The sequence below is a fragment of the Paracoccus aerius genome (genome assembly GCF_014656455.1).
Lineage (GTDB): Bacteria > Pseudomonadota > Alphaproteobacteria > Rhodobacterales > Rhodobacteraceae > Paracoccus > Paracoccus aerius.
On the sequence record NZ_BNCL01000016.1, the window covers coordinates 1 to 25,830 of the forward strand.

At 67.1% G+C, this 25,830-nt stretch carries 22 protein-coding genes and 1 riboswitch; of the genes, 5 read left to right on the plus strand and 17 right to left on the minus strand.

Annotated features, from left to right (window positions below):
• Nucleotides 1–648: 648 nt before the first annotated feature.
• Entirely contained in the window at nucleotides 649–1,374 is a 726-nt protein-coding gene (locus IE224_RS15765) for a DUF8692 domain-containing protein (RefSeq protein ID WP_191311744.1), read from the minus strand.
• Nucleotides 1,375–1,625: 251 nt separating this feature from the next.
• Nucleotides 1,626–1,868, minus strand: a complete 243-nt coding sequence (locus IE224_RS15770) for a hypothetical protein (protein ID WP_191311746.1) — start codon at nucleotides 1,866–1,868, stop codon at nucleotides 1,626–1,628.
• A 508-nt stretch (nucleotides 1,869–2,376) separates the two neighbouring features.
• Here IE224_RS15770 and IE224_RS15775 point away from each other — a divergent pair.
• On the plus strand, nucleotides 2,377–2,976 hold the full coding sequence (locus IE224_RS15775) for a VPLPA-CTERM sorting domain-containing protein (RefSeq protein WP_191311748.1): 600 nt from the start codon (nucleotides 2,377–2,379) through the stop codon (nucleotides 2,974–2,976).
• Nucleotides 2,977–3,326: 350 nt separating this feature from the next.
• Here IE224_RS15775 and IE224_RS21100 read toward each other — a convergent pair whose 3' ends face one another.
• Together IE224_RS21100 and IE224_RS15780 are read right to left on the minus strand one after the other, a co-directional pair.
• Entirely contained in the window at nucleotides 3,327–4,022 is a 696-nt protein-coding gene (locus IE224_RS21100; protein WP_229849409.1) for an RNA-binding protein, read from the minus strand.
• Nucleotides 4,023–4,093: 71 nt separating this feature from the next.
• Nucleotides 4,094–6,601: a class I SAM-dependent DNA methyltransferase gene (locus IE224_RS15780; protein ID WP_229849410.1), complete on the minus strand. Its 2,508-nt coding sequence runs from the start codon at nucleotides 6,599–6,601 to the stop codon at nucleotides 4,094–4,096.
• Between the two features lie 311 nt (nucleotides 6,602–6,912).
• On the opposite strand from IE224_RS15780, the gene IE224_RS15785 reads away from it, so the two are divergent.
• A complete protein-coding gene (locus tag IE224_RS15785) occupies nucleotides 6,913–7,872 on the plus strand; it encodes an aldo/keto reductase (protein WP_191311749.1) in 960 nt (319 codons plus the stop codon).
• Nucleotides 7,873–7,878: 6 nt separating this feature from the next.
• Here IE224_RS15785 and IE224_RS15790 read toward each other — a convergent pair whose 3' ends face one another.
• From IE224_RS15790 to thiD, 9 genes are read right to left on the minus strand one after another with little or no spacing between them, the layout of a single operon-like run.
• A complete protein-coding gene (locus IE224_RS15790; RefSeq protein ID WP_191311751.1) occupies nucleotides 7,879–8,604 on the minus strand; it encodes an ABC transporter permease in 726 nt (241 codons plus the stop codon).
• Nucleotides 8,601–9,263, minus strand: a complete 663-nt coding sequence (tenA, locus tag IE224_RS15795; RefSeq protein ID WP_191311753.1) for a thiaminase II — start codon at nucleotides 9,261–9,263, stop codon at nucleotides 8,601–8,603. Before tenA ends, IE224_RS15790 begins: the two co-directional genes overlap by 4 nt.
• Nucleotides 9,260–10,189, minus strand: a complete 930-nt coding sequence (locus tag IE224_RS15800) for an ABC transporter substrate-binding protein (protein ID WP_191311754.1) — start codon at nucleotides 10,187–10,189, stop codon at nucleotides 9,260–9,262. Before IE224_RS15800 ends, tenA begins: the two co-directional genes overlap by 4 nt.
• A complete protein-coding gene (locus IE224_RS15805) occupies nucleotides 10,186–11,130 on the minus strand; it encodes a HesA/MoeB/ThiF family protein (RefSeq protein WP_229849411.1) in 945 nt (314 codons plus the stop codon). The genes IE224_RS15800 and IE224_RS15805 overlap by 4 nt, the downstream gene beginning before the upstream one ends.
• Nucleotides 11,127–11,720 carry a thiamine phosphate synthase gene (locus tag IE224_RS15810; protein WP_191311758.1) on the minus strand — a complete coding sequence of 198 codons (594 nt, stop codon included), beginning with the start codon at nucleotides 11,718–11,720 and terminating at the stop codon, nucleotides 11,127–11,129. The genes IE224_RS15805 and IE224_RS15810 overlap by 4 nt, the downstream gene beginning before the upstream one ends.
• On the minus strand, nucleotides 11,717–12,478 hold the full coding sequence (locus IE224_RS15815; protein ID WP_191311759.1) for a thiazole synthase: 762 nt from the start codon (nucleotides 12,476–12,478) through the stop codon (nucleotides 11,717–11,719). Before IE224_RS15815 ends, IE224_RS15810 begins: the two co-directional genes overlap by 4 nt.
• A gap of 3 nt (nucleotides 12,479–12,481) precedes the next feature.
• Nucleotides 12,482–12,676, minus strand: coding sequence for a sulfur carrier protein ThiS (thiS, locus tag IE224_RS15820; RefSeq protein ID WP_191311761.1), 195 nt, complete (start codon nucleotides 12,674–12,676; stop codon nucleotides 12,482–12,484).
• Complete coding sequence (locus tag IE224_RS15825) at nucleotides 12,660–13,607, minus strand: FAD-dependent oxidoreductase (RefSeq protein WP_191311762.1); 948 nt, start codon at nucleotides 13,605–13,607, stop codon at nucleotides 12,660–12,662. The genes thiS and IE224_RS15825 overlap by 17 nt, the downstream gene beginning before the upstream one ends.
• A complete protein-coding gene (gene thiD / locus IE224_RS15830) occupies nucleotides 13,604–14,422 on the minus strand; it encodes a bifunctional hydroxymethylpyrimidine kinase/phosphomethylpyrimidine kinase (RefSeq protein ID WP_191311764.1) in 819 nt (272 codons plus the stop codon). Before thiD ends, IE224_RS15825 begins: the two co-directional genes overlap by 4 nt.
• 76 nt (nucleotides 14,423–14,498) lie before the next feature.
• Nucleotides 14,499–14,605, minus strand: a riboswitch (TPP riboswitch).
• Nucleotides 14,606–14,767: 162 nt separating this feature from the next.
• On the opposite strand from thiD, the gene IE224_RS21105 reads away from it, so the two are divergent.
• Nucleotides 14,768–15,199: a DUF2231 domain-containing protein gene (locus IE224_RS21105; RefSeq protein WP_202380229.1), complete on the plus strand. Its 432-nt coding sequence runs from the start codon at nucleotides 14,768–14,770 to the stop codon at nucleotides 15,197–15,199.
• Entirely contained in the window at nucleotides 15,196–16,482 is a 1,287-nt protein-coding gene (locus IE224_RS15835) for a PQQ-dependent sugar dehydrogenase (protein ID WP_202380228.1), read from the plus strand. The genes IE224_RS21105 and IE224_RS15835 overlap by 4 nt, the downstream gene beginning before the upstream one ends.
• Before the next feature lie 54 nt (nucleotides 16,483–16,536).
• Here IE224_RS15835 and IE224_RS15840 read toward each other — a convergent pair whose 3' ends face one another.
• Complete coding sequence (locus IE224_RS15840) at nucleotides 16,537–17,517, minus strand: collagen-binding domain-containing protein (protein WP_191311767.1); 981 nt, start codon at nucleotides 17,515–17,517, stop codon at nucleotides 16,537–16,539.
• A 184-nt stretch (nucleotides 17,518–17,701) separates the two neighbouring features.
• Here IE224_RS15840 and IE224_RS15845 point away from each other — a divergent pair, with 184 nt between their 5' ends.
• Nucleotides 17,702–18,262, plus strand: coding sequence for a DedA family protein (locus IE224_RS15845; RefSeq protein WP_167623554.1), 561 nt, complete (start codon nucleotides 17,702–17,704; stop codon nucleotides 18,260–18,262).
• 19 nt (nucleotides 18,263–18,281) lie between these two features.
• On the opposite strand, the gene glgB is transcribed toward IE224_RS15845, so the two are convergent.
• Genes glgB through IE224_RS15860 form a run of 3 tightly spaced genes read right to left on the minus strand, consistent with a single transcriptional unit; the run spans nucleotide 18,282 to nucleotide 25,740 of the window.
• The gene (glgB, locus tag IE224_RS15850; RefSeq protein WP_191311769.1) at nucleotides 18,282–20,432 is read right to left on the minus strand and encodes a 1,4-alpha-glucan branching protein GlgB; all 2,151 of its coding nucleotides are present in this window, start codon (nucleotides 20,430–20,432) and stop codon (nucleotides 18,282–18,284) included.
• Nucleotides 20,429–23,707, minus strand: a complete 3,279-nt coding sequence (gene treS, locus IE224_RS15855) for a maltose alpha-D-glucosyltransferase (RefSeq protein ID WP_191311770.1) — start codon at nucleotides 23,705–23,707, stop codon at nucleotides 20,429–20,431. Before treS ends, glgB begins: the two co-directional genes overlap by 4 nt.
• Entirely contained in the window at nucleotides 23,707–25,740 is a 2,034-nt protein-coding gene (locus tag IE224_RS15860; protein ID WP_191311772.1) for an alpha-1,4-glucan--maltose-1-phosphate maltosyltransferase, read from the minus strand. The genes treS and IE224_RS15860 overlap by 1 nt, the downstream gene beginning before the upstream one ends.
• Nucleotides 25,741–25,830: the final 90 nt, after the last annotated feature.

Genomic DNA, 25,830 nt, shown 5'->3' on the forward strand with positions numbered 1-25,830 from the left:
ATGTCAAAAAGCAACAGGAACAAAATCAACCGGACCGCTAATCCCTTAGCGATAACCCAGCCGCCGTGTCCCAGAATTTAGTCTTCGAAGCGGCGTTCCTTTTCAGGTCTTCCCTTCGGAGAACCGTCATATAGACCCGCCCATCCGGGCCCGCAAGAGAAAAATTCACGGGATGCGCATTTTCTTTGCTCCGCCCTGCATTCCTGGGCGTTTCCTGGTCTTTGGCCACTTGCGGCACGCGAAGCCGGAACCTAGTCCCCGGCCCTTGGATGATCAGGAAACTGCCCAATCTTCCGGAGCCAAGGCCAGGGCGACTTCTCTTTCACCCTTCTTGTCGCTGATCGAGGAGATCCGGGGCATCTTGATCACCTCGACCTTCTGCCCGTCGGGGCCATCGCGTTCGATGTGAGGGACGTGACGATTGAACAGGTTTCCTGATCGGGACGCCCTAGGACGATGATTCTCGCGCAGCTCACGGATTCTCGCGCAGCTCACGAAAAGGCTGGCCGACCGGCTGGAGAAACCGCGGCCGGCGGGGACCGACGCGTCGTCTGCCGCGACACCGCTACTGCGGTTCCGTCCTTTTCATTTTTTCCGCCCAGGCAATGTCCTGGCCGTGAGTTCCGACAAAAGCGATGAACAGAACGATCAGGCAGGGTCGGCAACGAATGCCTTTGGAGCGGCCTTATCAAGCAATCCCGCCGTGTAACTGACCATCAGCGACAGAAACACCATTTCTCCTCCATCCTCGAGCATCCCGAGCATACCTGACAGGACGGACTGGGGTGCGGCTTTGACATGCAGGAAGTCGACCACGCCGGCACAGACAAAGGCAGCGAAGAACAGCCCGAGCAAAGGGATGATCTGCCTGTGGACGGACCGAGGGGCATGGATCCATCCATAGAGGAAAGGAACAGCAACAAGCATCTCCTCCATCGCCAGGAATGTCAGTTCCCCGGTGCCGCCAGGGAGACGTCCGGCGGGATCGATCAGACCGCTGAAAGGCGCTGAAAACCGTTCGTGAAGCTGCAAGCTGTCATCGAACAACGCGACTGCGCACATGATGGCAACGGCAAGGAAGATGACTGCATTCTGGCGCGTGAAGATTGCGATACACATTCCGATCAGCGCGATCCACTTCAGGTAATTGGCTATCTCGCCAAGGCTCCAGTCCCGGTCAATGCGAAGGATATCCGGGAACGCATCGGATGCCCCTGCCACAAAAAGCGCACCCAGGACCGCATGGACCGCCACCAGCAAGGCGTCGATCATCAAGAGACTGATCAGAGTGGTTCTGTGGAAAATGACTTTGGCAGGCGCCCTGGCCCTGGCGACAGGATCATCGAAATGACGCATATTATTGGTTAAAACCATGAATCACCCCCTACACTTCATATGGATGTTACATGGTCGTCATAATGCGGCAATATAATTGATCGCCTTTTGAAAGGCGGCAAAATGGATGGCCTCCCCAACAAGGGCAATAATCCTATCCTGTTGCAGTCCGTCCGATCTGTCAGAGGGGGAACTGCCATCTCTGCAGACCCGGACAGGACCAGGACGATGACCCGCAGGCCGAGGCGGCAGGGATCGAAGCTGCGCCCGATCCGCCGCCGCGCATTCGCCTAGGTCATCTGGGGCTGTATCCGGCGAAGGGTGATTTCGCATCCGCCTTCGTCAGTCGCCCTGTAGCTTGAAAGGACTACCCGCTCGGCTTTCCCGTCGATGGAAAGTTCCCCTTCATGCGCATCGTTGATCCGGCTTTCGTCCAGAGCCTCCGACCCCGTGAACCTGGCATAATCGCCGCCGGTTTCCACTTCGCCGCTGATCTCGTTCATGCCCCCAAGGGTCAAGGTGGCCTTTGTCATGATCGTCCTCCATTTGATCGTCTGGTCCCTTAACGGCCCAGCGGCGGAAAAGGAGGCACCGCTTGGGGTAAGCAAGGTCGACCGGCACAAGGATCGAAGGCGCCGGTGCCGCTGCTTTCGCCTTGCTTGTCAGTGACAAACGCCATGCCCGCTGGTTCATCAGCCATCCCGGACACGGCCCAGACAGGAAACGAAAATCACCTTAAGGTTGTAAATTACTGATTTTACTTAATTTTGTGGAACTTTCCGCGTGAAGGAGGGTTTCCACAACGTTCGTCAGTTCTTTTCTACAGAGTTTGTTGTTCCCAGTGCCGTGTTTCAGCATGCCCCGCCTGTTTGGCGGGGCTTTTTGCTGCGCTGCGACCGAGGCTCGGCACAACCTCAAGGTGCATCCCGGCGTGGCTGAGGGTCGCCCTTCTTCAAGCTGCGTGCCTGCCAAAAAGACAGATGCGTTTTTCAGCAAACTTGCTATTCGAGGGATGTACCAAGTAACGAGTGAAGGTCGCTCATGGGATATTTGAAGAAAATCACCGCCGCCGGCGTTCTTGCCATGATGGCGACAGGTGCTTCGGCTGCAACTTGCGGAAATGGGAGCTATAGCATTTCGCTGGATCCCGCCACGGCCTGCTATGCCTACGGGACGGGCAACGTGAACGGCAATGCCAAGCACGACCCCATCCTGAACGGGACGACTGTAGGGAACAACACCTTTACCCTCGTTTCAGGCCCCGTCATATCCAGCCTCACACTGCTGGACAAATCTGACTCGGTTGGTGACCTGGAGGAAGGCGCCTTGAGCGGCACCCTCAGCGGTGGCAAGTCCGGACGCTTCACGCTGAACGATGTCTTGCCCTACAGCAGTCTGATCGTCGCATTGAAGGTCGGTAGCGGCAAGGACGGCTTCGACTGGGCGGCGTTCAAGGTGGCTGGCGCGGGAATGTTCGACTTTCTTGTGAACTTCAAGAAAGGCGGCGGCTTGTCGCATGTGAACGTCTACGGGGTTGAGGACGTGGCGCCTGCGCCCGTGCCGCTTCCGGCATCCGCGCTCTTGCTTCTGGGCGGCGTCGGGGGCCTTGCCGCCCTGCGCCGGCGCAAGAAGGCGGCCTGACCCCGACCGGCCGCCGGACGGCGACTTTGTCATGAACCAAAGGCCCGCGCGATGCGGGCCTTTTCTGTCCCGGGCAGGATCCAAGCACGGACCACTGACGCCAATGCCGCTGCCGCACGCTTGCCGGGCCGTCGGGCTGACCACCCAAGGCGTCGGTCGTGGATTGTCGCAAAGCCTGTGCCGATCCCGCCGAGGGGGCCAGAAACCCCTGGAGCCTTTTGCGGCGCGCTGAAGGCCCGGCTCGACGGTGCGCGACGGCATCCTCTGGCCTGTCCGGCGCAACCATGATCGCGGCGCGTCCCTGTGGCGGAACCTGCCAGCCGCAAAGGGAAAGGCGTTTCGCCAGCAGATCAGGCCGCGAAGCGTCCGCCCTCGATCAGCCGGGCCTGTCCCAAGGCGCCAAGGCTTTCCAGCAGCGGCTTTACCGAGGAAGCGCGGGCGTGCTTGAACTGGCGGGCGACCTGTTCGGGCGTGGCCTCGCCCAGGTCGGACAGGACGGCGCGGACGGCGGCGATCTGTTCGGGCAGGGCCTTGGGCCACGCCGCCTTGTCGGCGGCATCGGGGGCCGCGCCCACGTCCAGCTGGGCCTGCCGGTCCCTGGCGGCGGCGATGCGGCCTGCGGGGTTCTGGTAATCGGGGCGCAGCCAGCGGACCAGGCCCGACGCTTCCTCGGCGGCGCGGGCACGGTTCAGGTCGACCAGGCGGGTCAGGATGGCCTCGTCGTCCAGGCCGGCGGGCCAGCCATAGGCCTCGGCCACGGCGGCGTCGATGCGGTCGTGGATGTCGCGCAGGATGCCCACAAGGCCCGCGTCATAGGTTTCCCTGTCGCGCCCCTCGATCCGTTCGCCGGCGCGCAGCTTTTCCAGCACGTTGTAGAGCGCCGTCAGGGTCAGCCGGGGATGCGCGGCCTGCTGCGCCTTGCGATGCGCGTCGAGTTCCTCGCCCAAGGCGCGCAGGCGGGACTTCTGGACCTCGGTGGCGTCGGGGAAGGGGAAGGGGTTAAAGCAATCCGAGTGGTTGTAGGTTGGATCGTTTCCAACCCCCAACCACCCGCCTGCTGCCAATGCAAACGCAAGGTGATGTTTAGAGCTTAAAACCGCCAGTTCCCAAGCATCGGTCAGAGCGAAGACGACGATCTTGCTTTCAGCGAGTACTTGTGAGGCTGTGAACTGGAAACACGGTGCTTTGCGGTGCGGGTCGTGACGATGTATCGGGGTAGACCATCGAGTGCCGGCCTTAAGTCGCGGCGGGGCTCGCCATGTATCCACCAGTTGCGCTTGTAGCTGTCACGGTTGTTCTGGTCGCGTTCGGGCTTCACCTTGTCGCGGACGTGCTGGTAAACGGCAGGGAACCTCATCCGCACCTCATCTTCCAGTAATCCGAATAGGTCGACTACCATGAGGTGGCGTGGGTTTGCCGTCAGGTCTCGACCGCTTTGGTACTCGCGAATATGTGCCTCCAATCCCACCACGGTGCCTAGGCCAAGTGCCCGCGCTTCGGCCGGGGTAACGATGAAACCTGCTCCGTGCAGCTTGACTCCCATTTGGGCTATGCCCTTGTTCGCCCGCAGCGGCTTGGCCCCCGCCACATCCGCCCCGATCCGCAGGTTGGCGTGGATCTTGCCCACCTGCCCGGACAGGGTGACGGGCCGTCCCTCGGCCTCGCGCTCGCCCCGGCGTTCCTCGGTCACGGTGAACAGCCGTCCCGGCAGCGATCCGGGGGCCGCCACGGTCATGGCAATCCGCACCGCCGCGCCGTCGCCCGCATCGACCCAAGGGTGATCAGGGATGGCGAAGGCCAGCGACAGGGGCTTTTTCGGGGCGGACAGATGCGGCTCCAGCACCTGCCGGTTGAAGGTCTGGCGCAGCGAGTTGGTGGTGATGAAGCCAAGGCGCCGGGTCTTGCCCGCCCGCACAGCCAAGGCCGCTTTTTCCCACCAGAACATCACGAAGTCGGCGCTTTCGGGCATCTTGGGATAGGCCGCGCGCAGGGCCTCGGCATAGCCGTCGCCCAGGGCCTCGCGCATCCGGGACGCCCCGATGAAGGGCAGGTTGCCCACGATGAACTCGGCCTCGGGCCATTTGGCCGGGCGGGGCTTGAGGTAATCCAGAACCTGCACCCGCGCGGCCGGATCGGGCACGGCTTCGCCGGTGACGGGATGGCGGATGGTGGACACCCCGTCCCAGCGGGTCACCGGCCCGCCCGCCGCGTCCGTCCGGGGCCGGGTGCCGTCCCAGGACAGAACGGCGTCGCGGTTCTCGATGTTGCGGAAATCGCGCAGGACAGGCTCGGCCGGGCTGGCGGTGCCATGGGTGCGGAAATGCCATTGCAGATAGCCGATCCACAGCACCAATTCGGCTACGGCGGCGGCCCAGGGGTTCACCTCGATGCCCAGGAACTGGTGCGGGTCGACGGTATGGCCCGCCAGGGCCAGGGCACCCTGATCCTCGCCCAGCTCTCGCAGCAGGGCGATCACCTCGCCTTCCAGCCGCTTCATCAGTTCAAGCGCGACATACAGGAAGTTTCCCGACCCGCAGGCCGGATCCAGCACCCGCACCTCGCACAGGCGGCGGTGGAAGTCGCGCTCGGTCGCGCTGGCATCCGCCAGCCTGTCCTGGCCCGCCAGCGTGACGGCCGCGGCCTGGATGTCGCGCCATTCGGCCCGCAGCGGCTCGATCACCGTGGGGTTCACCAGCCGTTCGACATAGGCGCGGGGCGTGTAATGGGCGCCCAGCTTGTGGCGCTGCCGCGTATCCAGCGCGCGTTCCAGCAGGGTGCCGAAGATCGCGGGCTCGACCTCTCGCCAGTTGTGGGATGCGGCCTGGATCAGCAGCCCAAGCTGCAGGGCGGACAGGGGCAGGGCCGTCGCCTCGCGGAACAGGCCGCCGTTGAAGCGTTTCAGGTCGCAGGACAGGGCGGGGGAAAAGCCGCCGCTGTTCATGGTGGCCCACAGGCTTTCCAGCATGGGTGCGGCGTGTTCGGGATGGCCGCGCCGGTCCTTGAGCAGCTTCGAGAAGGCGCCTTCGGGGATCAGCTGCACGTCTTCGGCAAACATCGTGAACAGGGCGCGCATCAGGAAGCGTGCCACGGCCTCGGGGGCATGGCCCTGGGCCTCGAAGGACCGGCCCAGCTCGGCCAGGTGGGCTGCCACCTGGCGGGTGACCTGGGCGCTGACGCGGGTGGGATCGAGGCTGTGCGGATCGTTCCAGATGGCTTGCAGGCGGGCGCGGGTCGCCTCATGGCGCAGGTCGTCCAGCGTGATGCGGTAGCGGTTGCCGTCCGGAAACTGCGTATAGCCCTGCCCCTGGCCCGAGAAGTCGGCATAAACCTCGATCACATGGCCCACGTCGACGACCAGCAGGAACGGCGGCCAGCCATCCTCGCGCGCAACGGCGCGGGCATAGCCGTCGGCCTGGTTGCGGGCGCGCAGCATGGTGTCGTCCCAGCGGCGCGATCCGCGCAGGCCGTGCCCATGGCGCTGCACCACGGGCGCCCCGGCCAGCAGGTCAAGCTGGCTTTCATCCGGCGCGGCGCCCGTGCCCTGCTTGGCCTCCATGACAAGGCAACCGCGCCGGTAAAGGTCGATGAAGCCGCGCGATTGCGTGCCGGTGTGGATAAAGGTCACGGGCCGCTCGAAACGGCAGTCGTCGTTCTGGGCATCCGCGGTGGCGGGCTTGGGGGCCGGAACCTACAGAAGCTGCGTCAGCTCATGGCGAACTGCTGGAAATCGGCCCGCTCGGCTCCGCCCGATGCCGACCAGCGGGCAATGAAATCATCAATGGTCAAGATCGATCCCGCTTTTTGGCAAGCAGTAGATCGGATTTGCACGCCCTGTCCACGGGCGAATTGTCCAATGCTGCGCCGGCACGGCGCCCCGCCCGCGCTTGACTGTCCCGGCCAACCCGGCTTCCCTCCTGCGGCACACAGGAGGCGGGAATGGAACAACGGCGGCTTGGGGACCGGAGGGTCGGCGCCATCGGCCTTGGCGCGATGAGCTTTGGCGGCATCTTCGGCCCGACGGACAGGGCGACCTCGCTTGCCTGCCTGGACGCGGCTGCGGATGCGGGCATCACCCATGTCGATACGGCCGACATCTATGGCAACGGCCTGTCGGAACAGGTGATCGGCGCATGGGGCCGCCGCGACATCCATGTCGCCACGAAATGCGGCATCGTCACCGGGCCGCCCCGCACGGTCCGCAATGACGAGGCTTATATCCGCCAAAGCCTGGAAGCCTCGCTGCGGCGGCTGAACCGCGACCACGTGGACCTTTACTATGTCCACCGTCGCCAGCCCGACATCCCGGTCGAGGATCTGGCCGGGACGATGGGCAGGCTGGTCCAGGAAGGAAAGATCGGCGGCTACGGCCTGTCCGAGGTCGCGCCCGCCACCCTGCGCCGCGCCCATGCCGAACATCCGGTGACGGCCGTCCAGAACGAGTTCTCGCTGTGGACCCGCCTGCCGCAGCTTGGCCTGATCCAGGCCTGCGGGGAACTGGGCGTGGCCTTTGTCGCCTTCTCGCCGCTGGGGCGGGGGATGTTCGGGCGCGACCCCTTGGCGCGCGACTTCCGCGCGGGGATCGATTTCCGCGACACCAACCCGCGCTTCGTCGAGCCGAACTTTTCCGCAAACATCGCCGCCATCCGGCCCTTTCGCGATCTTTGCGCCGCACGGGGATGGACGGTGCCGGGCGCGGCGCTTGCCTGGGTGCTGGCGCAAGGCGACCACATCATCCCGATCCCCGGCACGCGGACGGCGGACCATCTGCGCGACTGGCAGGGCGTTACGCTGGACAAGGACGACATCGTCCTGATCGAGCGGATCCTGCCCGCGGGCTTTGCCCAGGGCGACCGCTATGGCGATCACCAGATGGCCTTCGTGGAACGCTATTGCTAAGGGCGGTCAGCTTCCCGCCGCGTGACGCTCCAGTTGCAGGGCCAGGCGTGATACCAGGGCCTTGAAGGCCACCGCGATCAGAACCGTCGCCGCAAGGGCCGCGAACATCTGGTCGATCTTCATGCGCCCACCTGCCTGGATCATGACCGCCCCAAGCCCGCGCGACCCGCCCACCCATTCGCCCACGATCGCCGCCGCCGGGGCATAGACGGCGGCGATCCGCAATCCGCTGGCCAGGTCCGGCAGGGCGGCGGGGATGCGCACGATGCGCATCGCCTCCAGCGGCGTGGCGCCCATGCTGTCTGCCAGTTCGCGAAACACCTTGGGCGTGCGCGCCAGCCCGTCGCCAAAGCTCGAGGCGACGGGAAAGAACACCATCAGCGCGACGATCGCGATCTTGGGGGCGATGCCGTATCCCAGCCACAGCGTCAGAAGCGGCGCAAAGGCGAAGATCGGCACGGTCTGGCTGAAGGTCATCACCGGCAACAGCGCCCGGCGCAAGGCGGGCAGCAGCCCCATCAGCAGCGCCAGCACCACCCCCAGCCCCGCGCCGATGACGAATCCCGCCGCGATCTCGGCCAGGGTGGTCAGCGCGGCGCGGGCCAGCAGGTCGGGCGCCCCCAGCATGGCGCGGCCCATGGCCAAGGGGCCGGGCAGCAGGAAGCGCGGGATCCCGAAGGCCCAGACCGCCAGTTGCCAGGCCAGCAGGAAGGCCAGGGCAAGGCGGATCACCCGGCCAGGGTCCAGAACTGCGCTTCCAGCCGTGTGGCGGTGGAAAAGCGGTCCTGCAGCTGCGTCCAGCGGGGCAGATCCCGCGCCCCCGCCCCCAGCCGGCTTTCCACCGCATTGTCGATCAGTGCGGCGGTGCCGTGGCACAGCGCCTGATAATCCGCCCCGCCATAGGTGGCGATCCAGTCCGCGTAATCGGGCGCATGGGGTCCGGCCAGAAGCCGGGCGCCGATCTCTCCGTATCCCAGGACGCAGGGGGCAAGCGCCGCCAGCAGGTCCAGGAAATCGCCGCTATAGCCCGCTTCCAGGACATAGCGCGTATAGGCCAGGTTCTGCGGCGCCTCGGCGGTGGCGGCCAGGGCGTCCGGGGTGATCCCGGCGCGGCCGCACAGGTCCAGGTGCAGCCGCATCTCGGTCTCCAGCAGGGCATGGACGGTGGCGGAACAGGCGCGCATCTCGGCCAGGCTGCCCGCCTTGGTCACGGCCAGGGACCAGGCGCGGGCGAAATGGACCAAGAACAGGTAGTCCTGCGCCAGATAGGCCAGGAAGGCCCCGCGCGGCAGGCGGCCATCGGCCAGGGCGGTGACAAAGGGCGCGCGGACATAGGCGTCCCAATCCGGCGCGCCCGCACGCCAGAGGGGAAAGCAGGTGCCATAGCTCATGCGCCCGGATCCGTGGCCAGGGCGCCGACGGGCAGCACGGCGTCGATCAGGCCCGCGTCGCGCAGAAAGGCCTCGAACCGGGCATAGCGGGCGTGATCGACCGCGCCGGGGCTTTGGGAAAAGCGCGGCAGCGTGTCGGCCCAGGCCTGGCGGTTCAATTCGTCGTCCAGGTCGGGATGGGCCTCGCGGAAGACCTGCCAGGCCTTTTCGGGGTGGTTCAGGATGTAATGCGCGCCCCGTTCCATCGCGGCCACGAAGCGGGCGGTGGCGTCGGGGTCCATCGTCTGCGGATTGGCCAGCAGGATCAGTTCGTCATAGGCGGGGATGCCCTGTTCCTCGACGAACAGGCAGCGGCCCTCGGCCCCTTCCAGCCGCATCTGCGTCAATTCGAAATTGCGGAAACCGCCAAGGGTGGCGTCCACCTGGCCCGACATCAGCGCGGGCGACAGCGACCAGCCCACATTGACCAGTTCCACGTCGTCCAGCGTCAGGCCGGCGCGGTCCAGCATCGCGCCCATCAGCACCGTTTCCATGCCCGGAACGGAATAGCCGACCTTGCGGCCCTTCAGGTCGGCGATCCCCTGCACCGGCCCGTCGGCCATCACCGTCAGGCAGTTCAGCGGCGTGGCGACAAGGGTGGCGACGCGGGTCAGGGGCAGGCCCTCGTGGACCTGCAGATGCAGTTGCGGCTGATATCCCACCGCCAGATCCACCTGTCCCGAGGCCAGCATTCGCGGCGGATCCGCCGGATCGGCGGGGGCGGCGATATCGACCGTCAGACCGGCATCGGCAAAGAAGCCCAGTTCCTGCGCCACGATGATGGGCGCGTGGTCGGGGTTCACGAACCAGTCCAGCATCAGCGACAGATCCTGGGCGGCGGCGGGCCCGCCGGACAGCAGGCCAAGGGTCAGGGCAAGGGGTTTCATGCGGGGTCTCCAAGGGCGATCAGGGCAATCTCGCCCGGCCAGTGCTGGCGCAGGCGGTCGGCGGCGGTCCAGGCGCGCAGCCCTGACCGGCAGGCCAGGACGACCCGCTGGCCCTCGGCGGGACGCAGGCCGTCGGGCTGGCGCAAGGCGTGCGGAACGAAGGGCTGCGGGGCCTCGTCGGGGCCGCGCAGATCCACGGCCAGGTCGCTGGGGCGCAGCTGGCTTGTGGCGATGAAGCGGTGGCCGGTGGCGGGTTCCGGCGCGCCGTCAAAGCGGAAGCTGGCCGGGCGCAGGCCGTCAAAGCGGATCATCTGCCCCAGGGGCGAGGGGCGCAGCCCCAGCAGCACCGCAAGCGCCATCTGCGCCTGCAACGCGCCGATCAGCCCTGCCATCGGCCCCATCACCCCCGCCGTGGCGCAATTGCCCGCCTGCGCCGGCAGATCCGGGAACACCGCCCGGACCGAGGGCGCGGTGCCGCAAAAGCCGCCCGCGAAGCCCTCGATCCGCAGGACGGATGCCGCGATCAGCGGGCGTTTCGCGGCCAGGCAGGCATCCGACAGGGCATAGGTCGCGGCAAAGCTGTCGGCGCAGTCCATGACCACATCGGCGGGCGCCACCAGGTCCGGCGCATTGGCCGGGTCCAGCCGCGCGACAAGTGGCGCGACGGTCGTGTCGGGGTTCAGCGCGGCCATTTCCAGGGCGGCGGCAAGCGCCTTGGGCTGGCCGATGTGTCGGCCATAGATCGGCTGGCGGTGCAGGTTGGAAACCTCGGCCCGGTCGGGATCGACAAGGGTGATGCGGCCGACGCCCGCGCCCACCAGGTATTGCAGCACAGGGATGCCCAGGGCGCCCGCGCCGACCACCAGCACATGGGCCGCGGCAAGCCGGGCCTGGCCCGCGTCCCCGATCTGCGGCAGGACGGCCTGGCGGGCATATCTCATGCGATGTCCAGCCATTCGCGGACCCGCGCGTCGGGGTCGGGGTTCAGGGTGATGTCGGTCACGGCGGCCACCACGTCCGCGCCTGCCGCGATGGCCATCCGGGCGCGATCCGGCGTCAGCCCGCCGATGGCGCAAAGCGGCAGGTCCCCGATCCGCGCCTTCCACCGGGTCAGCTTCTCGACGCCTTGGCTGTGCCATTTCATCTGCTTCAGGATCGTCGGCCAGACCGGCCCAAGCGCCACGTAATCGGGGCGGCAGTCCAGGGCGCGGTCCAGTTCAGCCTCGTCATGGGTCGAGATCCCCATCCGCAGCCCGGCGGCGCGGATCGCGGGCAGGTCGGCCCCGTCCAGATCCTCTTGCCCCAGGTGGACGAAGTCGCAGCCCAGGTCGATCGCCAGCCGCCAGTGGTCGTTGACGACCAGGATCGCGCCGTGCTTGCGGCACAGGTCCCGGGCGCGGGCGATCTGGTCGCGCAGGTCGCCTTCGGGCCGGTCCTTGGCGCGAAGCTGAACCAGCCTGACGCCCAGCGGAAGGACCCGGGCGATCCAGTCGGCGCTGTCCAGCACGGGATAGAAGCGCGGCAGCGTCACAGGAAGGCCCTTCCGATCACGGGGGTCGAGGGGACGGCCATGTCGGTCCGCTCCATCGGGTCGGCCAGGCAGGCTTCGCGCCCGGCGCGGATGGCGGCGGCCATGGCACCGGCCATCGCGGCGGGATCGCCTGCGCGGGCCACGGCGCTGTTCAGCAGCACCGCGTCAAAGCCCATCTCCATCGCCGCGGCGGCATGGCTGGGCAGGCCTATGCCCGCATCGACGACCAGGGCCACGTCGGGAAATGCCGCCCGCAGCGCCCGCAGCCCGTGCGGGTTGTTCAGCCCCAGGCCCGACCCGATGGGCGCGCCCCAGGGCATCAGCACTTGGCAGCCCGCCTCCAGCAGGCGTTCGCAGACCACCAGATCCTCGGTGCAATAGGGAAAGACCTTGAAGCCCTCGGCGGACAGGATCCGCGCGGCCTCGACCAGGCCGAAGAGATCGGGCTGCAATGTGTCGGTGTTGCCGACCACCTCCAGCTTGATCCAGTCGGTGCCGAAGACCTCGCGGGCCATCCGAGCGGTCGTCACGGCCTCGCGCGCGGTGTGGCAGCCTGCGGTGTTGGGCAGCAGGGTCACGCCCAGCGACTGGATCAGCGCCCAGAAATCCTGCCCGCCGCCGCTTTCGCGGCGCAGCGACACGGTGGCCACGCCCGCGCCCGACCGGGCGAAGGCGTCGGCCAGCACCTTGGGCGAGGGATATCCCGCCGTGCCCAGCATCAGCGCGCTGTCGACGGTGGTGCCGTAGAAGACGGGCATCGGTCAGCCCCCCTGCATGGGCGCAAGCGCCTCGATCGCGTCGCCGTCGCGGAGGGGCGTGGTTTCGCGCAAGGTGGCGGGGACGAAGCTGCCGTTCAGCGCGGTGGCGATGCGGCCGGTCAGGCCGGCCTCGGCCAAGGCTTGGGCCAGGGTGGCGGCGCTGCTGTCCTGCGGGGTGCCGTTAATCGTGATCCGCATCCATGAACTCCGGTCTGGTCTGGTGTTGAAGGTGATCGGCCACCATGCGCGCCACAGCCGGGGCCAGCAGGAAGCCGTGGCGGTAAAGGCCGTTGGCGTGGATGACGCCCCCCGCGCGGCGGATGCGCGGCAGGTTGTCGGGAAAGGCCGGGCGGGCGTCGGCGCCCAGTTCCAGCACCTCGGCCTCGGCCAGGGCGGGATGCAGGGCGAAACCCGCCGACAGCAGTTCCAGCACCGCCCGCGCCGTGGGCGGGCCGCGCCGGTCGCTTTCCAGCATGGTCGCGCCCAGCATGAAGACCCCGTCGCCGCGCGGGACCACGTAAAGCGGCATCCGGGGATGCAGCAGGCGGACGGGGCGTGACAGCGCGATCTCGGGGCAGCGGATCAGGACCATCTCTCCGCGCACGCCGCGCAGGTCGCGCAGCGCGTCGCGGGCGGACAGGCCCCGGCAGTCGATGACCTGACCCGCGACGCTGTCGGTCCGCCCCAGACGGTCGGACAGGATTGCCAGGGCCCGGCGCGGGTCCAGATGCGCCTCGTCCGCGAAGAACAGCGCGCGGGCGAAGCGGCCCGCAAGGTCGGGCTCAAGCGCGGCGATGCCTTCGGCGTCCAGCATCCGGTGGCCCCGGCTGCGCCGGGCAAAGCGGTCAAGCGCCGCCGCATCGCGCGACAGGCTGACGACCAGCGTGCCGTTGCGCGCGACCGGAACCCCCTGGGCCTGCCACCAGTCGGCGGCACCCAGGCCGTGGCGGGTGACGGCTTCCTCGGCGCTTTCGCCCTCGCACCAGGGGGCCAGCATCCCGCCCGCCCACCAGGAACAGGCCCGCGGGCCGGGGCCTTCGTCGCGCACCGCCACGGGGATGCCGCGCCCTTGCAGTTCCGTGGCGACGCAAAGGCCCATCACGCCCCCGCCGATGACCGTGACGCTCATGCGGCGGCCCCCGCGCGGCGGGGCCAGAGCGCGTGGAAATGATGCACCGGCCCGTTGCCCCCGCCGATCGCCAGATCGTCCGCGGCCCGGATGGCCCCGTGCAGCCAGCCATGCGCCCGGCCCACGGCATCCGCCACGGGCAGCCCCTGAGCCAGCCCCGCCGCGATGGCCGATGACAGGGTGCAGCCCGTCCCATGCGTGTTCCGCGTGCCGATCCGGGGCGCGGTGAAGCGGGCGGAGCCGCCGGGGCCGATCAGGATGTCGGTGCAGTGCGGGCCGCCGGCGTGACCCCCCTTCATCAGCACGTGCTGCGGTCCAAGCGCCCGCAGGGCCATGCCCTGCACCAGTGCCGCGGCCTCGGTCTCGGCTGGCTGGTCGCCCAGCAGCCGCGCGGCCTCGGGCAGGTTGGGGGTCAGGACATGGGCCAGGGGCAGCAGGTCGCGGACAAGGGCGGCGATGGATGCTTGGCTGGCCAGCACGTCGCCCGACTTGGCGATCATCACCGGGTCCAGCACGATGGGGACGGCGCAGCCGCGCAAGGCGTCCGCCACGGCGCGGGTCGCCTCGGGCGATCCGACCATGCCGATCTTGACGGCATGGACCGCGATGTCGTCCAGGACGGCCCGGATCTGCGCGGCGATCAGGTCGGGCGGCAGCGGGTGGACGGCCGTCACCGCGCGGGTGTTCTGCGCCGTCACCGCCGTGACGACGCTGGCGCCATAGCAGCCAAGGGCCGAGACGGTCTTCAGATCCGCCTGGAGGCCTGCGCCCCCGCCGCTGTCGGATCCGGCGATGGTCAAGACGGTCGGTGTCATATGCCCCCTTCCTTGTTCCGCGTGGCGGGTCATGGACAGGGGGTGGGACGGCAGACGACGTGCGGCAACGGGCGGCACTGCCTGCCTATCCGTTCCCTCCGCCGGCATGACCCGGATCAGGTTCGATGGGTCGGTGCGCAATGCACCTCTCAGCCCCGCGACGGGACGCCCCAACGGATAGTGTTGCCCGCAGGCTAGCCGCCCCCAGGGCGAAGGTCCAGAGGGGTCTTGCATCCCCTTTTTGCAACGCAGGCGTGAAACATCTGACCGATCCACGCGTTGGCGAAGATATGGTTTCGCTGCCCGGCCTCTCGGACCAGCCCGCTTTCACCGAAAGGAAACGCCGTGGTCGCCCTTGACGCAGACCTGCCGCGCAGGTCGCTGCACCCGCTTCACGCCATCCTGCTGTCCTTCCCGTTCCCGCTGTTCCTGGGAACGCTGGCCAGCGACATCGCCTATGCCCGCAGCTTCCAGATCCAGTGGTCGAACTTCGCCCAATGGCTGAACGCAGGCGGGCTGCTGGTCGGCGGCTTTGTCCTGCTGTGGGCGCTGATCGCGCTGTTCCCGCGCGCCAACCGGGGCGACCGGAAACGGCTGGTCTATTTCGTCCTGGTCCTGGCCATGTGGGTCCTGGGCTTCGTCAACGCCCTGGCCCATTCCAAGGACGCCTGGGCCATCATGCCCGAGGCCCTGTGGCTGTCCGGCGTTTCCGCCCTGCTGGCGCTTCTGGCGTCCTGGGTGGGTTTCAGCGGTTTTCACAGCAAGAGGTGGGCATGATGCACGGTATCCTGATGATCTCGGCCCTGGCGGCGCTGCCGCTGTCGGCCACGGCGCAAGAGGTTGTGACCCAAGGCACCGAGGTCCGCCTGCCCGAGCCCCGGCGCGGGCTTCTGCCCGACATGGTGATCCCGCGCCCCGCGATGTGGGGCGACGACCTGCCCACCGTGCCCGAGGGTTATACGATCACGCCCATCGCCACCGACCTGGCGATCCCGCGCCAGACGCTGGTCCTGCCCAACGGCGACATCCTGGTGGCCGAGGGCAAGGGACAGGGCGCGCCTGCCCTGCGGCCCAAGGACATCATCGCGGGCTTCATCAAGGCGCTTGGCAAAAGCCCGGTCAGCGGCGGCAACCGCCTGACCCTGCTGCGCGACGCCGATGGCGACGGTGCCTACGAGATGCAGGGGGTTTTTGCCGATGGGCTGAACTCGCCCTATGGCCTGGCGCAGATCGGGAACTTCATCTACGTGGCCAACCAGGACGCCGTGGTCCGCTTCGACTATACCGAGGGGCAGACCCAGGCCAGCGGCCCGCCCGTGACGCTGACCGACCTGCCCAAGGCGATCAACCACCACTGGACCAAGGCCATGACCGCCAGTGCCGACGGGCGGTTCCTGTATGTGGGCATCGGGTCCAACAGCAACATCACCGAACGGGGCATGGAGGCCGAGGAAGACCGCGCGATGATCTGGCAGATCGATGCCCAGACCGGCGCGCACCGCCCCTATGCCACCGGCCTGCGCAACCCGACCGCCCTGGCGATCCAGCCCGGAAGCGGCCAGCTTTGGTCCGTGGTCAACGAACGCGACGAGATCGGGCCGGATCTGGTCCCCGACTATCTGACAGCGGTGCAGGAAGGCGGCTTCTATGGCTGGCCCTTCAGCTATTGGGGCCAGACCGTCGATCCGCGCGCGCAGCCGCAGAACCCGGGCCTGGTGGCCGAGGCCATCACCCCCGATTACGCGCTTGGCGCCCATGTGGCGGCGCTTGGGGTCGCCTTTTCCGACCCGGTGATGGGCGGGGCCTTCGCCGAGGGTGCCTTCGTGGGGATGCACGGAAGCTGGAACCGCAGCGACCCCGTGGGCTACAAGGTGGTCTTCGTGCCCTTCAGGGACGGCCGCCCGGCGGGCGATCCCGTGGACTTCGTGTCGGGCTTTCTGGTCGATGCCGGCAACACGCGGGGCCGCCCGGTGGGTGTGACGCTGGATCCGCGCGGCGCGCTGATCGTGGCGGACGACCTGTCGAACACGGTCTGGCGGATCACGCCCGACCAGCCCTAGATCGGCAAAGGCCCCGCCGATGGCAGGGCCTTTCTGCATCCGTGAAGCCGTGGCTCAGGCCCGCTTGCGGCGGTGCGCCCAGGCCAGCAGGCCGAAGCCCGACAGCAGCAGCGGCATTCCGGCGGGCAGAGGAACGGGGGCAGGCTGCCGATCCTCGTCCCCCGGCAGGCGGCCTTCGTCCAGTCCGGTGAAGTGCAACTCGCTAAGGCCGTGGAAGCGGTCGGCGAAGACGCTGCCCTCGATATTGCCGCTGGTGGTCTGGACGCGGCTGCCATCGGCCAGGATCGCGCCGGCCGCGAACATGGCGTCGAAGATCACGTCGTCAAAGCCGATGAAGTTCCAGACGACCTTGCTGGCCGTCTTGCGATCCTGCGCCTTGAAGGTCGATCCCAGCCGGAAGGTCTTGTCGGCCTGGGTGGCGCGGACGTTCACCACGACCCAGTCCACGTCCTTGCCCAGGTCAAAGCGAAAGTCGCGGTCGGCGCGGATGTCGGCCTCGGTCAGGGACAGGACGCCGATGCCGTCTGCCACGCCCGAGATAGAATAGGTGTTGGTCCGGTCATGGACCGACCCCTGCCGCACGACGCCGCTTGACGAAGCCGCCATCGAACCCAGCGTCGCGGCATAGTTGGACAGCGTCTGGACATAGCCGGCCGGGGCCGAGCCTTCGGCATAGGCGGATTTCGATCCGCCGCCGTTCATGTTCAGCTTGTCCAGCCCCTGGCCGGCCGCAGCGCTTCCGCCATTGTTGACATGGACCTGCGACTCCACCCGGCCCTTGACGATGAAGTCGTCGTGGTCCGAGGCATCGCCCTTGCCCTTCATATAGACGACGCTGCCGGCCTGGACCTTGTAGTCGCCGCCCACAAGCGCGCGGCCATCGACATGGAAACCGGAACTGCCGGTCACGTCACCCTTGGTGACCAGGTTGAACTGGCGCAGCAGGTCGGTCGCGCCCAGCGTCGCGGCCTCGCCCGCTGAAACCGCCCCAAGAATGCAGCCGACAGATGCAGCAGCGAAAAAGCCAAGACGCATGATGGAAAAAACCCGAACCATGAAAACCACGATTTGCCTGCTATCCCACAGGCAGGGTCCAGACAATTTGGCTAAATGGACAGTGACCCGAAAGCCACGCAACCCCCGCCCGCCGCTGGAGATTTCCACCGCATCCGCGGCCCGGCCATGCTAGGGATGGACCGCCGGCCGAAAGGAAACCGTCATGAACATCGAGAGCCTGATCGCGGCCTATGGCCTGCCCGCCGTGGGCATCGGCGCGGTGATCGAGGGGGAAACGGTTGTCATGGTGGGCGGCGCCATGGCGCGCCGCGGGCTTCTGGACAGGGACTGGCTGATCCTGGCCGCCGCGTCGGGGTCGTTCCTGGGGGACCAGGCCTGGTTCTTCCTGGGCCGCAGGTGGCGCGATCTGCCGCGGCTTCGCGCGCTTGCCGCCAGCCGGGGCTTTGCCAAGGCGCGCCGGGTCTTCGACCGCCAGCCGGGCCTTTTCGTCTTCGGCTTCCGCTTTGCCTATGGGCTGCGCACGGTCAGCCCGATAGCGATCGGCATGACCGATTACCCGGCGGGCCGCTTCATGGCGATCAACGCCCTGGCCTCGCTGATCTGGGCATGGCTGTTCGTCAGCCTTGGCGGGATGCTGGGCCAGGCCTTCACCGCCCTTCTGGGACCGCTGGAAGCGCATGAACATCTGCTGGCCGTGCTGGCGGCCGCAGCGGCGGGCGCGGTGGCCCTGCACCTGCTGGTCCGCCGCCTGGCCAAGCGCTGACGGCCGGGGGGCGGGCGCCCTACGCGGGCACCAGCACCATTGTCGCAAGCGGCGGAAGGGTCAGGCTGGCCGATGCCGCCCGCCCATGCCATGACTGGTCCTCGGCCTGGATCCGGCCGTTGCCGACGCCCGATCCGCCATAGGTCTCGGCATCGGTGTTCAGCGCCTCGCGCCAGGCGCCCGGTTGCGGCAGGCCGATGCGGTAATCGTGGTGGACCTGGGGCGTCAGGTTGCAGACGATCACGACCGGGGGCGAGCCGTCGTCCGACTTGCGCAGATAGACCAGCACGCTTTGGGCCGCGTCGCTGGCATCGATCCATTCAAAGCCCTCGGGTTCGCAATCCAGCCGGTGAAGCGCGGACTGGTCGCGATACAGGTGGTTCAGGTCGCGGATCAGGTTCTGCATCCCCCCATGCAGCGGGTCGTCCAGCAGATGCCAGTCCAGCGACTGGTCGTGGTTCCATTCGCGGTCCTGCGCGAACTCTCCGCCCATGAACAGCAGCTTCTTGCCCGGATGGGTCCACATGAAGCCGAAATAGGCGCGCAGGTTCGCGAACTTCTGCCAGCGATCCCCCGCCATCTGCCGGATCAGCGAGCCCTTGCCGTGCACCACCTCGTCATGGCTCAGGGGCAGGACGAAATCCTCGGACCAGGCATAGACCATGCCGAAGGTCAGGTCGTTCTGGTGGTGGCGGCGGTGGATGGGATCGCGCCGGAAATAGCCCAGCGTGTCATGCATCCAGCCCATGTTCCACTTGAACCCGAAGCCCAGGCCGCCGTCGCTGACGGGGCGGCTGACCTTGGGAAAGGCCGTGGATTCCTCGGCAATGGTGATGGCGCCGGGATGGTCGGCGCAAACGCGTTCGTTCACCCCGCGCAGGAAGTCGATGGCTTCCAGGTTCTCGTTCCCGCCGAACTGGTTGGGGATCCACTGGCCCGGCTGGCGCGAATAGTCCAGATACAGCATCGAGGCCACCGCATCCACGCGCAGCGCGTCGACATGGAACCTGTCCAGCCAGTACAGCGCGCTGGCCTGCAGGAAATTCGCCACCTCCTGCCGGCCGAAGTTGTAGATCAGCGTGTTCCAGTCCTGGTGGAAGCCCTGGCGCGGATCGGCATGTTCGTAAAGCGCCGTGCCGTCAAAGCGGCCAAGCCCGTGGGCATCGGACGGAAAATGCGCGGGAACCCAGTCGATGATGACGCCGATCCCTGCCCCGTGCAGCCGGTCCACAAGCCGCGCGAAGGCCTCGGGCGAGCCGTATCGGCTGGTGGGCGCGAACAGGCCGATGGGTTGGTATCCCCATGACCCGGTGAAGGGATGTTCCGACACCGGCAGGAACTCGACATGGGTAAAGCCCATGTCCGTCACATAGGGGACAAGCAGGTCGGCGATGGCGGCGTAATCCAGGACTTCGTTCTCGCCGCCGCGCCGCCAGGATCCCAGGTGGACCTCGTAGATCGAGATGGGGGCCTTGCGGTCCTGCCGTTCCGCCCGCCCGGCCATCCATCCGGCGTCCTGCCAGGAATAATCGGGCAGCTTGCTGATGACGGACGCCGTGCCGGGCGACTGTTCGTGCAGGAAGCCCACCGGATCGGCCTTCAGTGGCATCCGCTCACCATGGGCGCTGATGATCTCGTATTTGTAGAGCGTGCCCACGGACAGGCCGGGAATGAACAGCTCCCAGATGCCGGGGCCAAGGCGCCTGCGCATCGGATGGCGGCGGCCGTCCCAGGCGTTGAAGTCGCCCACGACGCTGACCCGCCGGGCATTGGGCGCCCAGACGGCGAAGGCCACGCCCTCGACGCCCTCGTGGGTCATGGGATGGGCGCCCAGCTTTTCGTAAAGCTGGCGGTGGCGGCCTTCGGCCAGCAGGTATTCGTCCATCTCGCCCAGGACCAGGCCGAAGCGATAGGGATCCTCGGCCGTCCATGTCCGGTCGCCCGAGGACATTTCCAGCCGGTAATGGTCCCCCTCGACCGGCCCGGCGAAGAAGCCCTCGGGGTGGACGCGTTCCAGCGGGAACCGCCGGTCGCCCGACACCGCCGCGACTTCGGATGCCTGGGGTGCGAAGACCCGCACCTCGCCCTCGTGCGGGCCGAGGATGGCGAAGGGGTTGGAATGGCTACCGCGAAGGATGGCCTCGATGTCGCTTGCCAAGGCTGTTGTCATGTGTCGCTTTGTCCCAGCAGTTCGAGGATGCCCTTGAGGGGGATACCGATCCAGTTGGGCCGGTTGCTCAGTTCATAGCCCGCCTCATAGATAGCCTTGTGCAGCAGGAAGAAGTCCAGCAGCACCTGCCAGGCTGCCTCATCTTCGGGCAGGCTGGCCACCCCTTTCGAATGGCTGCGATAGGCGTCCAGGAAATCGCGCATCGCCGATTGCCGCCAATGCTCGATCCGGTCCTGGCCGCGTTCCGCCCCGCCAAAGCTGTCCCGCTGGCGCGCGGCGACGGTCATCGCGGCATAGTCGAAGGACCGCAGCATCCCCGCCACGTCGCGCAGGGGCGAGGATTTCTGCCGCCGTTCCGCAAGGCTGCGGGCAGGTTCCCCCTCGAAGTCGATGATCGCCACGTCGTTCTGGGCCAGCAGCACCTGCCCCAGGTGGAAGTCGCCGTGGATGCGCGACAGCTTGAAGCCCGGCGCGATGTCGGCCACCGCCCGCAGCCGCGACAGCAGGTCGTCGCGCCGGTCCAGCAGCGACCGGGCCAGGGGCGCGGCCTCGTCGGGCAGTTGCGCCTGTTCCAGCCGGTCCAGCAGGGCCTGTGCCTCGGCTTCGGCATCGGATGCCCATTGCCCAAGCTGGTCAGGCGTCGGATCCTCGGTCGCGAAGTCCGGGTTGTCGGTTTCCGTGGCAAGGGCCTTGTGCAATTCCGCCGTCCGCTGCCCCAGAAGCGCGCCCACGCTGAGCGGGAAGTCATAGCTGACCGTTTCGGGCCGCGCCTCGCCGGCCGAGGCCCAGGTCTCGTGCTCGTGCAGTTCCAGGCCCAGGGCGTCGATGATGCCCGACCAGGCGTCGCCCCGGTTCGGGACAAAGGCGAAGGCCGCGGCCAGCGTGGTCGATCCATGCGCCACCTGGCCCAGATAGCGGGGCGTGTGCCTGTAGCCCGCGACCTCGGTCAGGAACTTGGCGACCTCGACATCGGGCTGCGCGCCCTCGCGGATGCGGCGATACAGTTTCAGGATGATCTTGTCGCCAAAGGCGATGGACAGGTTCGACTGTTCCGCGCCAAGCTGGCGGGGATCGCCCGGATCCTCGATTCCGCGCAGAGCGCCGGTCCCCTCGAACCGCAGATCGCCGTCAACGCGGTCCTTTTTCAGCCCCTCCAGCAGCAGTTGCGGCAGGCGTTCGTCATAGGCGCCGTCGATCAGCGCGCCCACCCGCGCGGTGTGGCGGATCTTGGCCAGGGTATAGGACAGCTTCGGCGCGCCGGGGCGCAGGTTCTCGTCACCCCAGCGGGCCGAGATGGGCAGAAGATAGCTCTGTTCCTCGTCGCCCACGGCCACATGGACGGCGACCAGTTCATGCTCGCCCTTGTCCAGGTCGCCCAGGGGGGTCATGCGCACGCCGCCTATGCCCTTGTCCTTGCCCGCGAACCAGCGTTGCAGCGGCAGCCATTGCGGCAGCACGTCGTTGCGGAACTGCGCCCCCTCGCGCCCGCCGATGGCCGTCGCCACGCGCCCGTCGCGGGTGGTCAGGGTCATGAACTCGGGCAGGATGTCGGGCATGGATTCATGCCAGGACGGGGTTTCCTCCTCGCCGCTCAGCGCGAACCAGTAGAAGCCATAGGCGGGCAGCGTCAGCATATAGGGCAGATCGCCCACCGGCGGGAAGGCGGACCGGCCGGTCAGCTCGATCGGCACGGTGCCGCGGTGGCGGGACAGATCCAGTTCCACCGCCTGCGCGCTGTCGGCCAGGTTCGCCACGCAGAGATAGGCCCGCCCCTCGTGTTCGCGCAGGTAAGCCAGGACCTTGCGGTTGCGCGGATAGAGCAGGATCATCTCGCCCCGCCCGAAGGCCGGATGCTGGCGGCGCACGGTGATCATGCGGCGCATCCAGTTCAGCAGGGACGACGGGTCGTCGGCCTGCGCCTCGACGTTGATGACCTGGTGGCCATAGACCGCGTCGATGATCGCGGGCAGGTAAAGCTGCTGGGGCTTGGCGCGGGAAAAGCCGGCGTTGCGGTCGCCCGACCATTGCATCGGCGTGCGGACCCCGTCCCGGTCGCCCAGGTAGTAGTTGTCGCCCATGCCGATCTCGTCGCCGTAATAGATGATTGGCGTTCCGGGCATGGACAGCAGCATGGAATTCATCAACTGGATCTTGCGCCGGTCGTTCTGCATCAGGGGCGCCAGGCGGCGGCGGATCCCCAGGTTGATGCGCGCCCGCGTGTCGGCGGCATAGGTCTGCCACAGATAGTCGCGTTCCTCGGACGTGACCATCTCCAGCGTCAGTTCGTCATGGTTGCGCAGGAAGATGCCCCATTGGCAGGCTTCGGGGATCTCGGGCGTCTGGCGGATGATGTCGGTGATGGGGTGCCGGTCGGCCTGCGCCAGGGCCATGTACATCCGCGGCATCAAGGGGAAGTGGAATCCCATGTGGCATTCGTCGCCCTCGCCGAAATAGGGGCGGGTATCCTCGGGCCACTGGTTCGCCTCGGCCAGCAGCATCCGGTCGGGGAAATGCTGGTCCAGGTCGGCGCGGATGGCCTTGAGCACGTCATGGGTCTCGGGCAGGTTCTCGTTGTTGGTGCCGTCGCGTTCGACCAGATAGGGGATCGCGTCCAGCCGCAGCCCGTCCACGCCCATGTCCAGCCACATGCGCATGACCTTCAGCACTTCCTCCAGCACTTTGGGATTGTCGAAGTTCAGGTCCGGCTGGTGCGAATAGAAGCGGTGCCAGTAATAGGCCCCCGCCACCGGATCCCAGGTCCAGTTCGACTTTTCCGTGTCCAGGAAGATGATCCGGGTTTCCGGCCATTTCTCGTCCGTGTCGGACCAGACATACCAGTCCCGCGCGGCCGATCCGGGCTTGGCGCGCCGCGCCCGCTGGAACCAGGGATGCTGGTCCGAGGTGTGGTTGATGACCAGTTCGGTGATGACGCGGATGCCGCGGCGGTGGGCTTCCTTCACGAAGGCCTTGAAGTCCTTCATCGACCCGTAGGACGGGTTGATCGAGCGGTAGTCGGCGATGTCATAGCCGTCGTCGCGCAGGGGGGACGGATAGAAGGGCAAAAGCCAGATCGCCGTGACGCCCAGTTCCTGCACGTAGTCCAGCCGCTGCATCAGGCCGGCGAAATCGCCGATCCCGTCGCCGTTGCTGTCCATGAAGGCCTTGATGTGCAACTGATAGATGACCGCGTCCTTGTACCAGTCTGCCTGGCTGCGATCGATCCCGTCGGTGCGGACGGCAAAATTCGCGTCGGAAGGTGTCGTGGCAATATTCATCAGCGGGGAACTCCGGGGGCGAAAAGCTGCCAGATGGCATAGGGTCGGCTGTGCGGCTCAAGCTCCAGCCACTGGTTCTTGCCGTGCCAGGTGAAGCTGTTGCCGTGGATCAGGTCGCGCACCTCGACGGATGCCTCGTCGGGCAGGCCGAACTCCCACAAGGGCACCTCGAACTCGAAGACCTGGGTGTTGTGGGGATCCAGGTTGACGTGGATCAGCACGAAGTCGTTGCCGGTCTGCTTGCCGTATGACAGCACCTTGTCGCTGGACGCCTTGTAGAAGGTGAGATTGGTGAAATCCTGCAGCGCCGGATGGCTTTGGCGCAGGCGGTTCATCAGGCGGATGTCGTCCTGGATGTTGCCGGGCTGGTTCATGTCCCAGGCACGGATCTGGTATTTCTCGGAATCGAGATATTCTTCCTTGCCCGGCACCGCCGCCGCCTCGCAGATCTCGTAGCCGTTGTAGACGCCGTAATTGCCGCCCAGGGTCGCGGCCAGCACCAGCCGGGTGCGAAAACCGGGGCGGCCGCTGGATTGCAGGAAGCGCGGATTGATGTCGGGCGTGTTCACGAAGAAATTGGGCCGCATGTATTCGCGGCATTCCTCCTGCGTCAGCTCGGTCAGGTAATCGATGATCTCCTGCTTCTCGTTGCGCCAGGTGAAATAGGAATAGGACTGCGAATAGCCCAGCTTCGCCAGCCGCTTCATCACCTTGGGCCGGGTGAAGGCCTCGGCCAGGAAGATCACGCCGGGATCCTTGGCGCGCACTTCCTCGATCAGCCATTCCCAGAAGGGGAAGGGCTTGGTGTGGGGGTTGTCCACGCGGAAGATGCGCACGCCCTGGTCCACCCAGAACAGCACCACGTCGCGCAGCGCATACCACAGGTCGGGCAGCGCGCCGCGATAGAAATGGACGTTGACGATGTCCTCGTATTTCTTGGGCGGGTTCTCGGCGAACTTGATGGTGCCATCGGGGCGCCAGTCGAACCATTCGGGATGTTCGCGGATCCAGGGGTGGTCGGGCGAACACTGGATGGCGAAGTCCAGGGCGATTTCCAGGCCGTGGTCCTTCGCGGCCGCGATCAGGCGGCGGAAATCCTCGAAGCTGCCCAGTTCGGGATGGAGGGCGTCGTGCCCGCCCGCCTCGCTGCCGATGGCATAGGGGCTGCCGGGCTCGCCCTCCTGCGCGGTCAGGCTGTTGTTGCGGCCCTTGCGGTTGGTCTTTCCGATAGGGTGGATGGGCGGGAAATACAGCACGTCGAAGCCCAGGTCGCGCACATAGGGCAGCCGCGCGATCACGTCGTCGAAGGTTCCGTGGCGGTTCTCGTCGCCGGACTGGGACCGAGGCATGATCTCGTACCAGGCGCTGAAGGCCGCGGCCCGGCGGTCGGCGAAGACGGTCAGGGTCTTGTATTCGGTCAGGTTGGTGCGCGGCCCGACCTGCTGCATCAGGGCCAGCACCGAAGCATCGCCCATCCGGGCGAAGCGGGCGGCGTCCGTCGATGCGTCGTCGCCCGTGGCCTCGGCATAGGCCGCATCCGCTGCCAGAAGCCCCACCAGCGTCGCCCGCGCCTCGCCGCCGGCGCCCTCATCGACCGCGGACTGGACCAGCCTGCGGCCTTCCTCAAGCTCAAGCCCGATCCGCTGGCCTGCTGCCAGCTTCTTGGTCACCTCCTTGTGCCAGGTGGTGAACAGGTCGCGCCAGGCGAGGATGGTGCAGTCGAAAAAGCCGTTCTCGGGAAAGGTGACGGTCCCGGCCCAGCGGTCGTTTTCAAGGAAGACCATGCGGGCCTCCTGCGCGCCGCCATCATCGCCCGCGCGGTGCCAGCGGATCGCCGCGGCGATGGAATCGTGGCCATCGGAAAAGATGTCGGCCTCGATCGCCGCGGGCTGGCCCGCCACGGCCTTGGCCGGGAAGCGGCCGCCGTCGATCTCGATCGAGACGCCCTCGATGGCGATGCGCTGCGCGGCAAGCGCCCGAAGGCGCGTGTCGCTGTCCTGTCCCTGGTTGTCGGTGACCTTGTTTCCCAGCATGGTTCCCTCTCGGCCAGTTCCTTGGCAGGACAACAGGTTTTGCGGGCTAAGGTTCCTGTCCCGCCGTCCCGGCCGATCCGGCAGCAAATG

Excerpts from the sequence above, each read along its gene's own strand:
- IE224_RS15765 (WP_191311744.1), bottom strand. The coding sequence starts at position 1,374 with ATGGTTTTAACCAATAATATGCGTCATTTCGATGATCCTGTCGCCAGG.
- IE224_RS15770 (WP_191311746.1), bottom strand. The coding sequence starts at position 1,868 with ATGACAAAGGCCACCTTGACCCTTGGGGGCATGAACGAGATCAGCGGC.
- IE224_RS15775 (WP_191311748.1), top strand. The coding sequence starts at position 2,377 with ATGGGATATTTGAAGAAAATCACCGCCGCCGGCGTTCTTGCCATGATG.
- IE224_RS15785 (WP_191311749.1), top strand. The coding sequence starts at position 6,913 with ATGGAACAACGGCGGCTTGGGGACCGGAGGGTCGGCGCCATCGGCCTT.
- tenA (WP_191311753.1), bottom strand. The coding sequence starts at position 9,263 with ATGAGCTATGGCACCTGCTTTCCCCTCTGGCGTGCGGGCGCGCCGGAT.
- IE224_RS15800 (WP_191311754.1), bottom strand. The coding sequence starts at position 10,189 with ATGAAACCCCTTGCCCTGACCCTTGGCCTGCTGTCCGGCGGGCCCGCC.
- IE224_RS15805 (WP_229849411.1), bottom strand. The coding sequence starts at position 11,130 with ATGAGATATGCCCGCCAGGCCGTCCTGCCGCAGATCGGGGACGCGGGC.
- IE224_RS15815 (WP_191311759.1), bottom strand. The coding sequence starts at position 12,478 with ATGCCCGTCTTCTACGGCACCACCGTCGACAGCGCGCTGATGCTGGGC.
- thiS (WP_191311761.1), bottom strand. The coding sequence starts at position 12,676 with ATGCGGATCACGATTAACGGCACCCCGCAGGACAGCAGCGCCGCCACC.
- IE224_RS15825 (WP_191311762.1), bottom strand. The coding sequence starts at position 13,607 with ATGAGCGTCACGGTCATCGGCGGGGGCGTGATGGGCCTTTGCGTCGCC.
- thiD (WP_191311764.1), bottom strand. The coding sequence starts at position 14,422 with ATGACACCGACCGTCTTGACCATCGCCGGATCCGACAGCGGCGGGGGC.
- IE224_RS15835 (WP_202380228.1), top strand. The coding sequence starts at position 15,196 with ATGATGCACGGTATCCTGATGATCTCGGCCCTGGCGGCGCTGCCGCTG.
- IE224_RS15840 (WP_191311767.1), bottom strand. The coding sequence starts at position 17,517 with ATGCGTCTTGGCTTTTTCGCTGCTGCATCTGTCGGCTGCATTCTTGGG.
- IE224_RS15845 (WP_167623554.1), top strand. The coding sequence starts at position 17,702 with ATGAACATCGAGAGCCTGATCGCGGCCTATGGCCTGCCCGCCGTGGGC.
- glgB (WP_191311769.1), bottom strand. The coding sequence starts at position 20,432 with ATGACAACAGCCTTGGCAAGCGACATCGAGGCCATCCTTCGCGGTAGC.
- treS (WP_191311770.1), bottom strand. The coding sequence starts at position 23,707 with ATGAATATTGCCACGACACCTTCCGACGCGAATTTTGCCGTCCGCACC.
- IE224_RS15860 (WP_191311772.1), bottom strand. The coding sequence starts at position 25,740 with ATGCTGGGAAACAAGGTCACCGACAACCAGGGACAGGACAGCGACACG.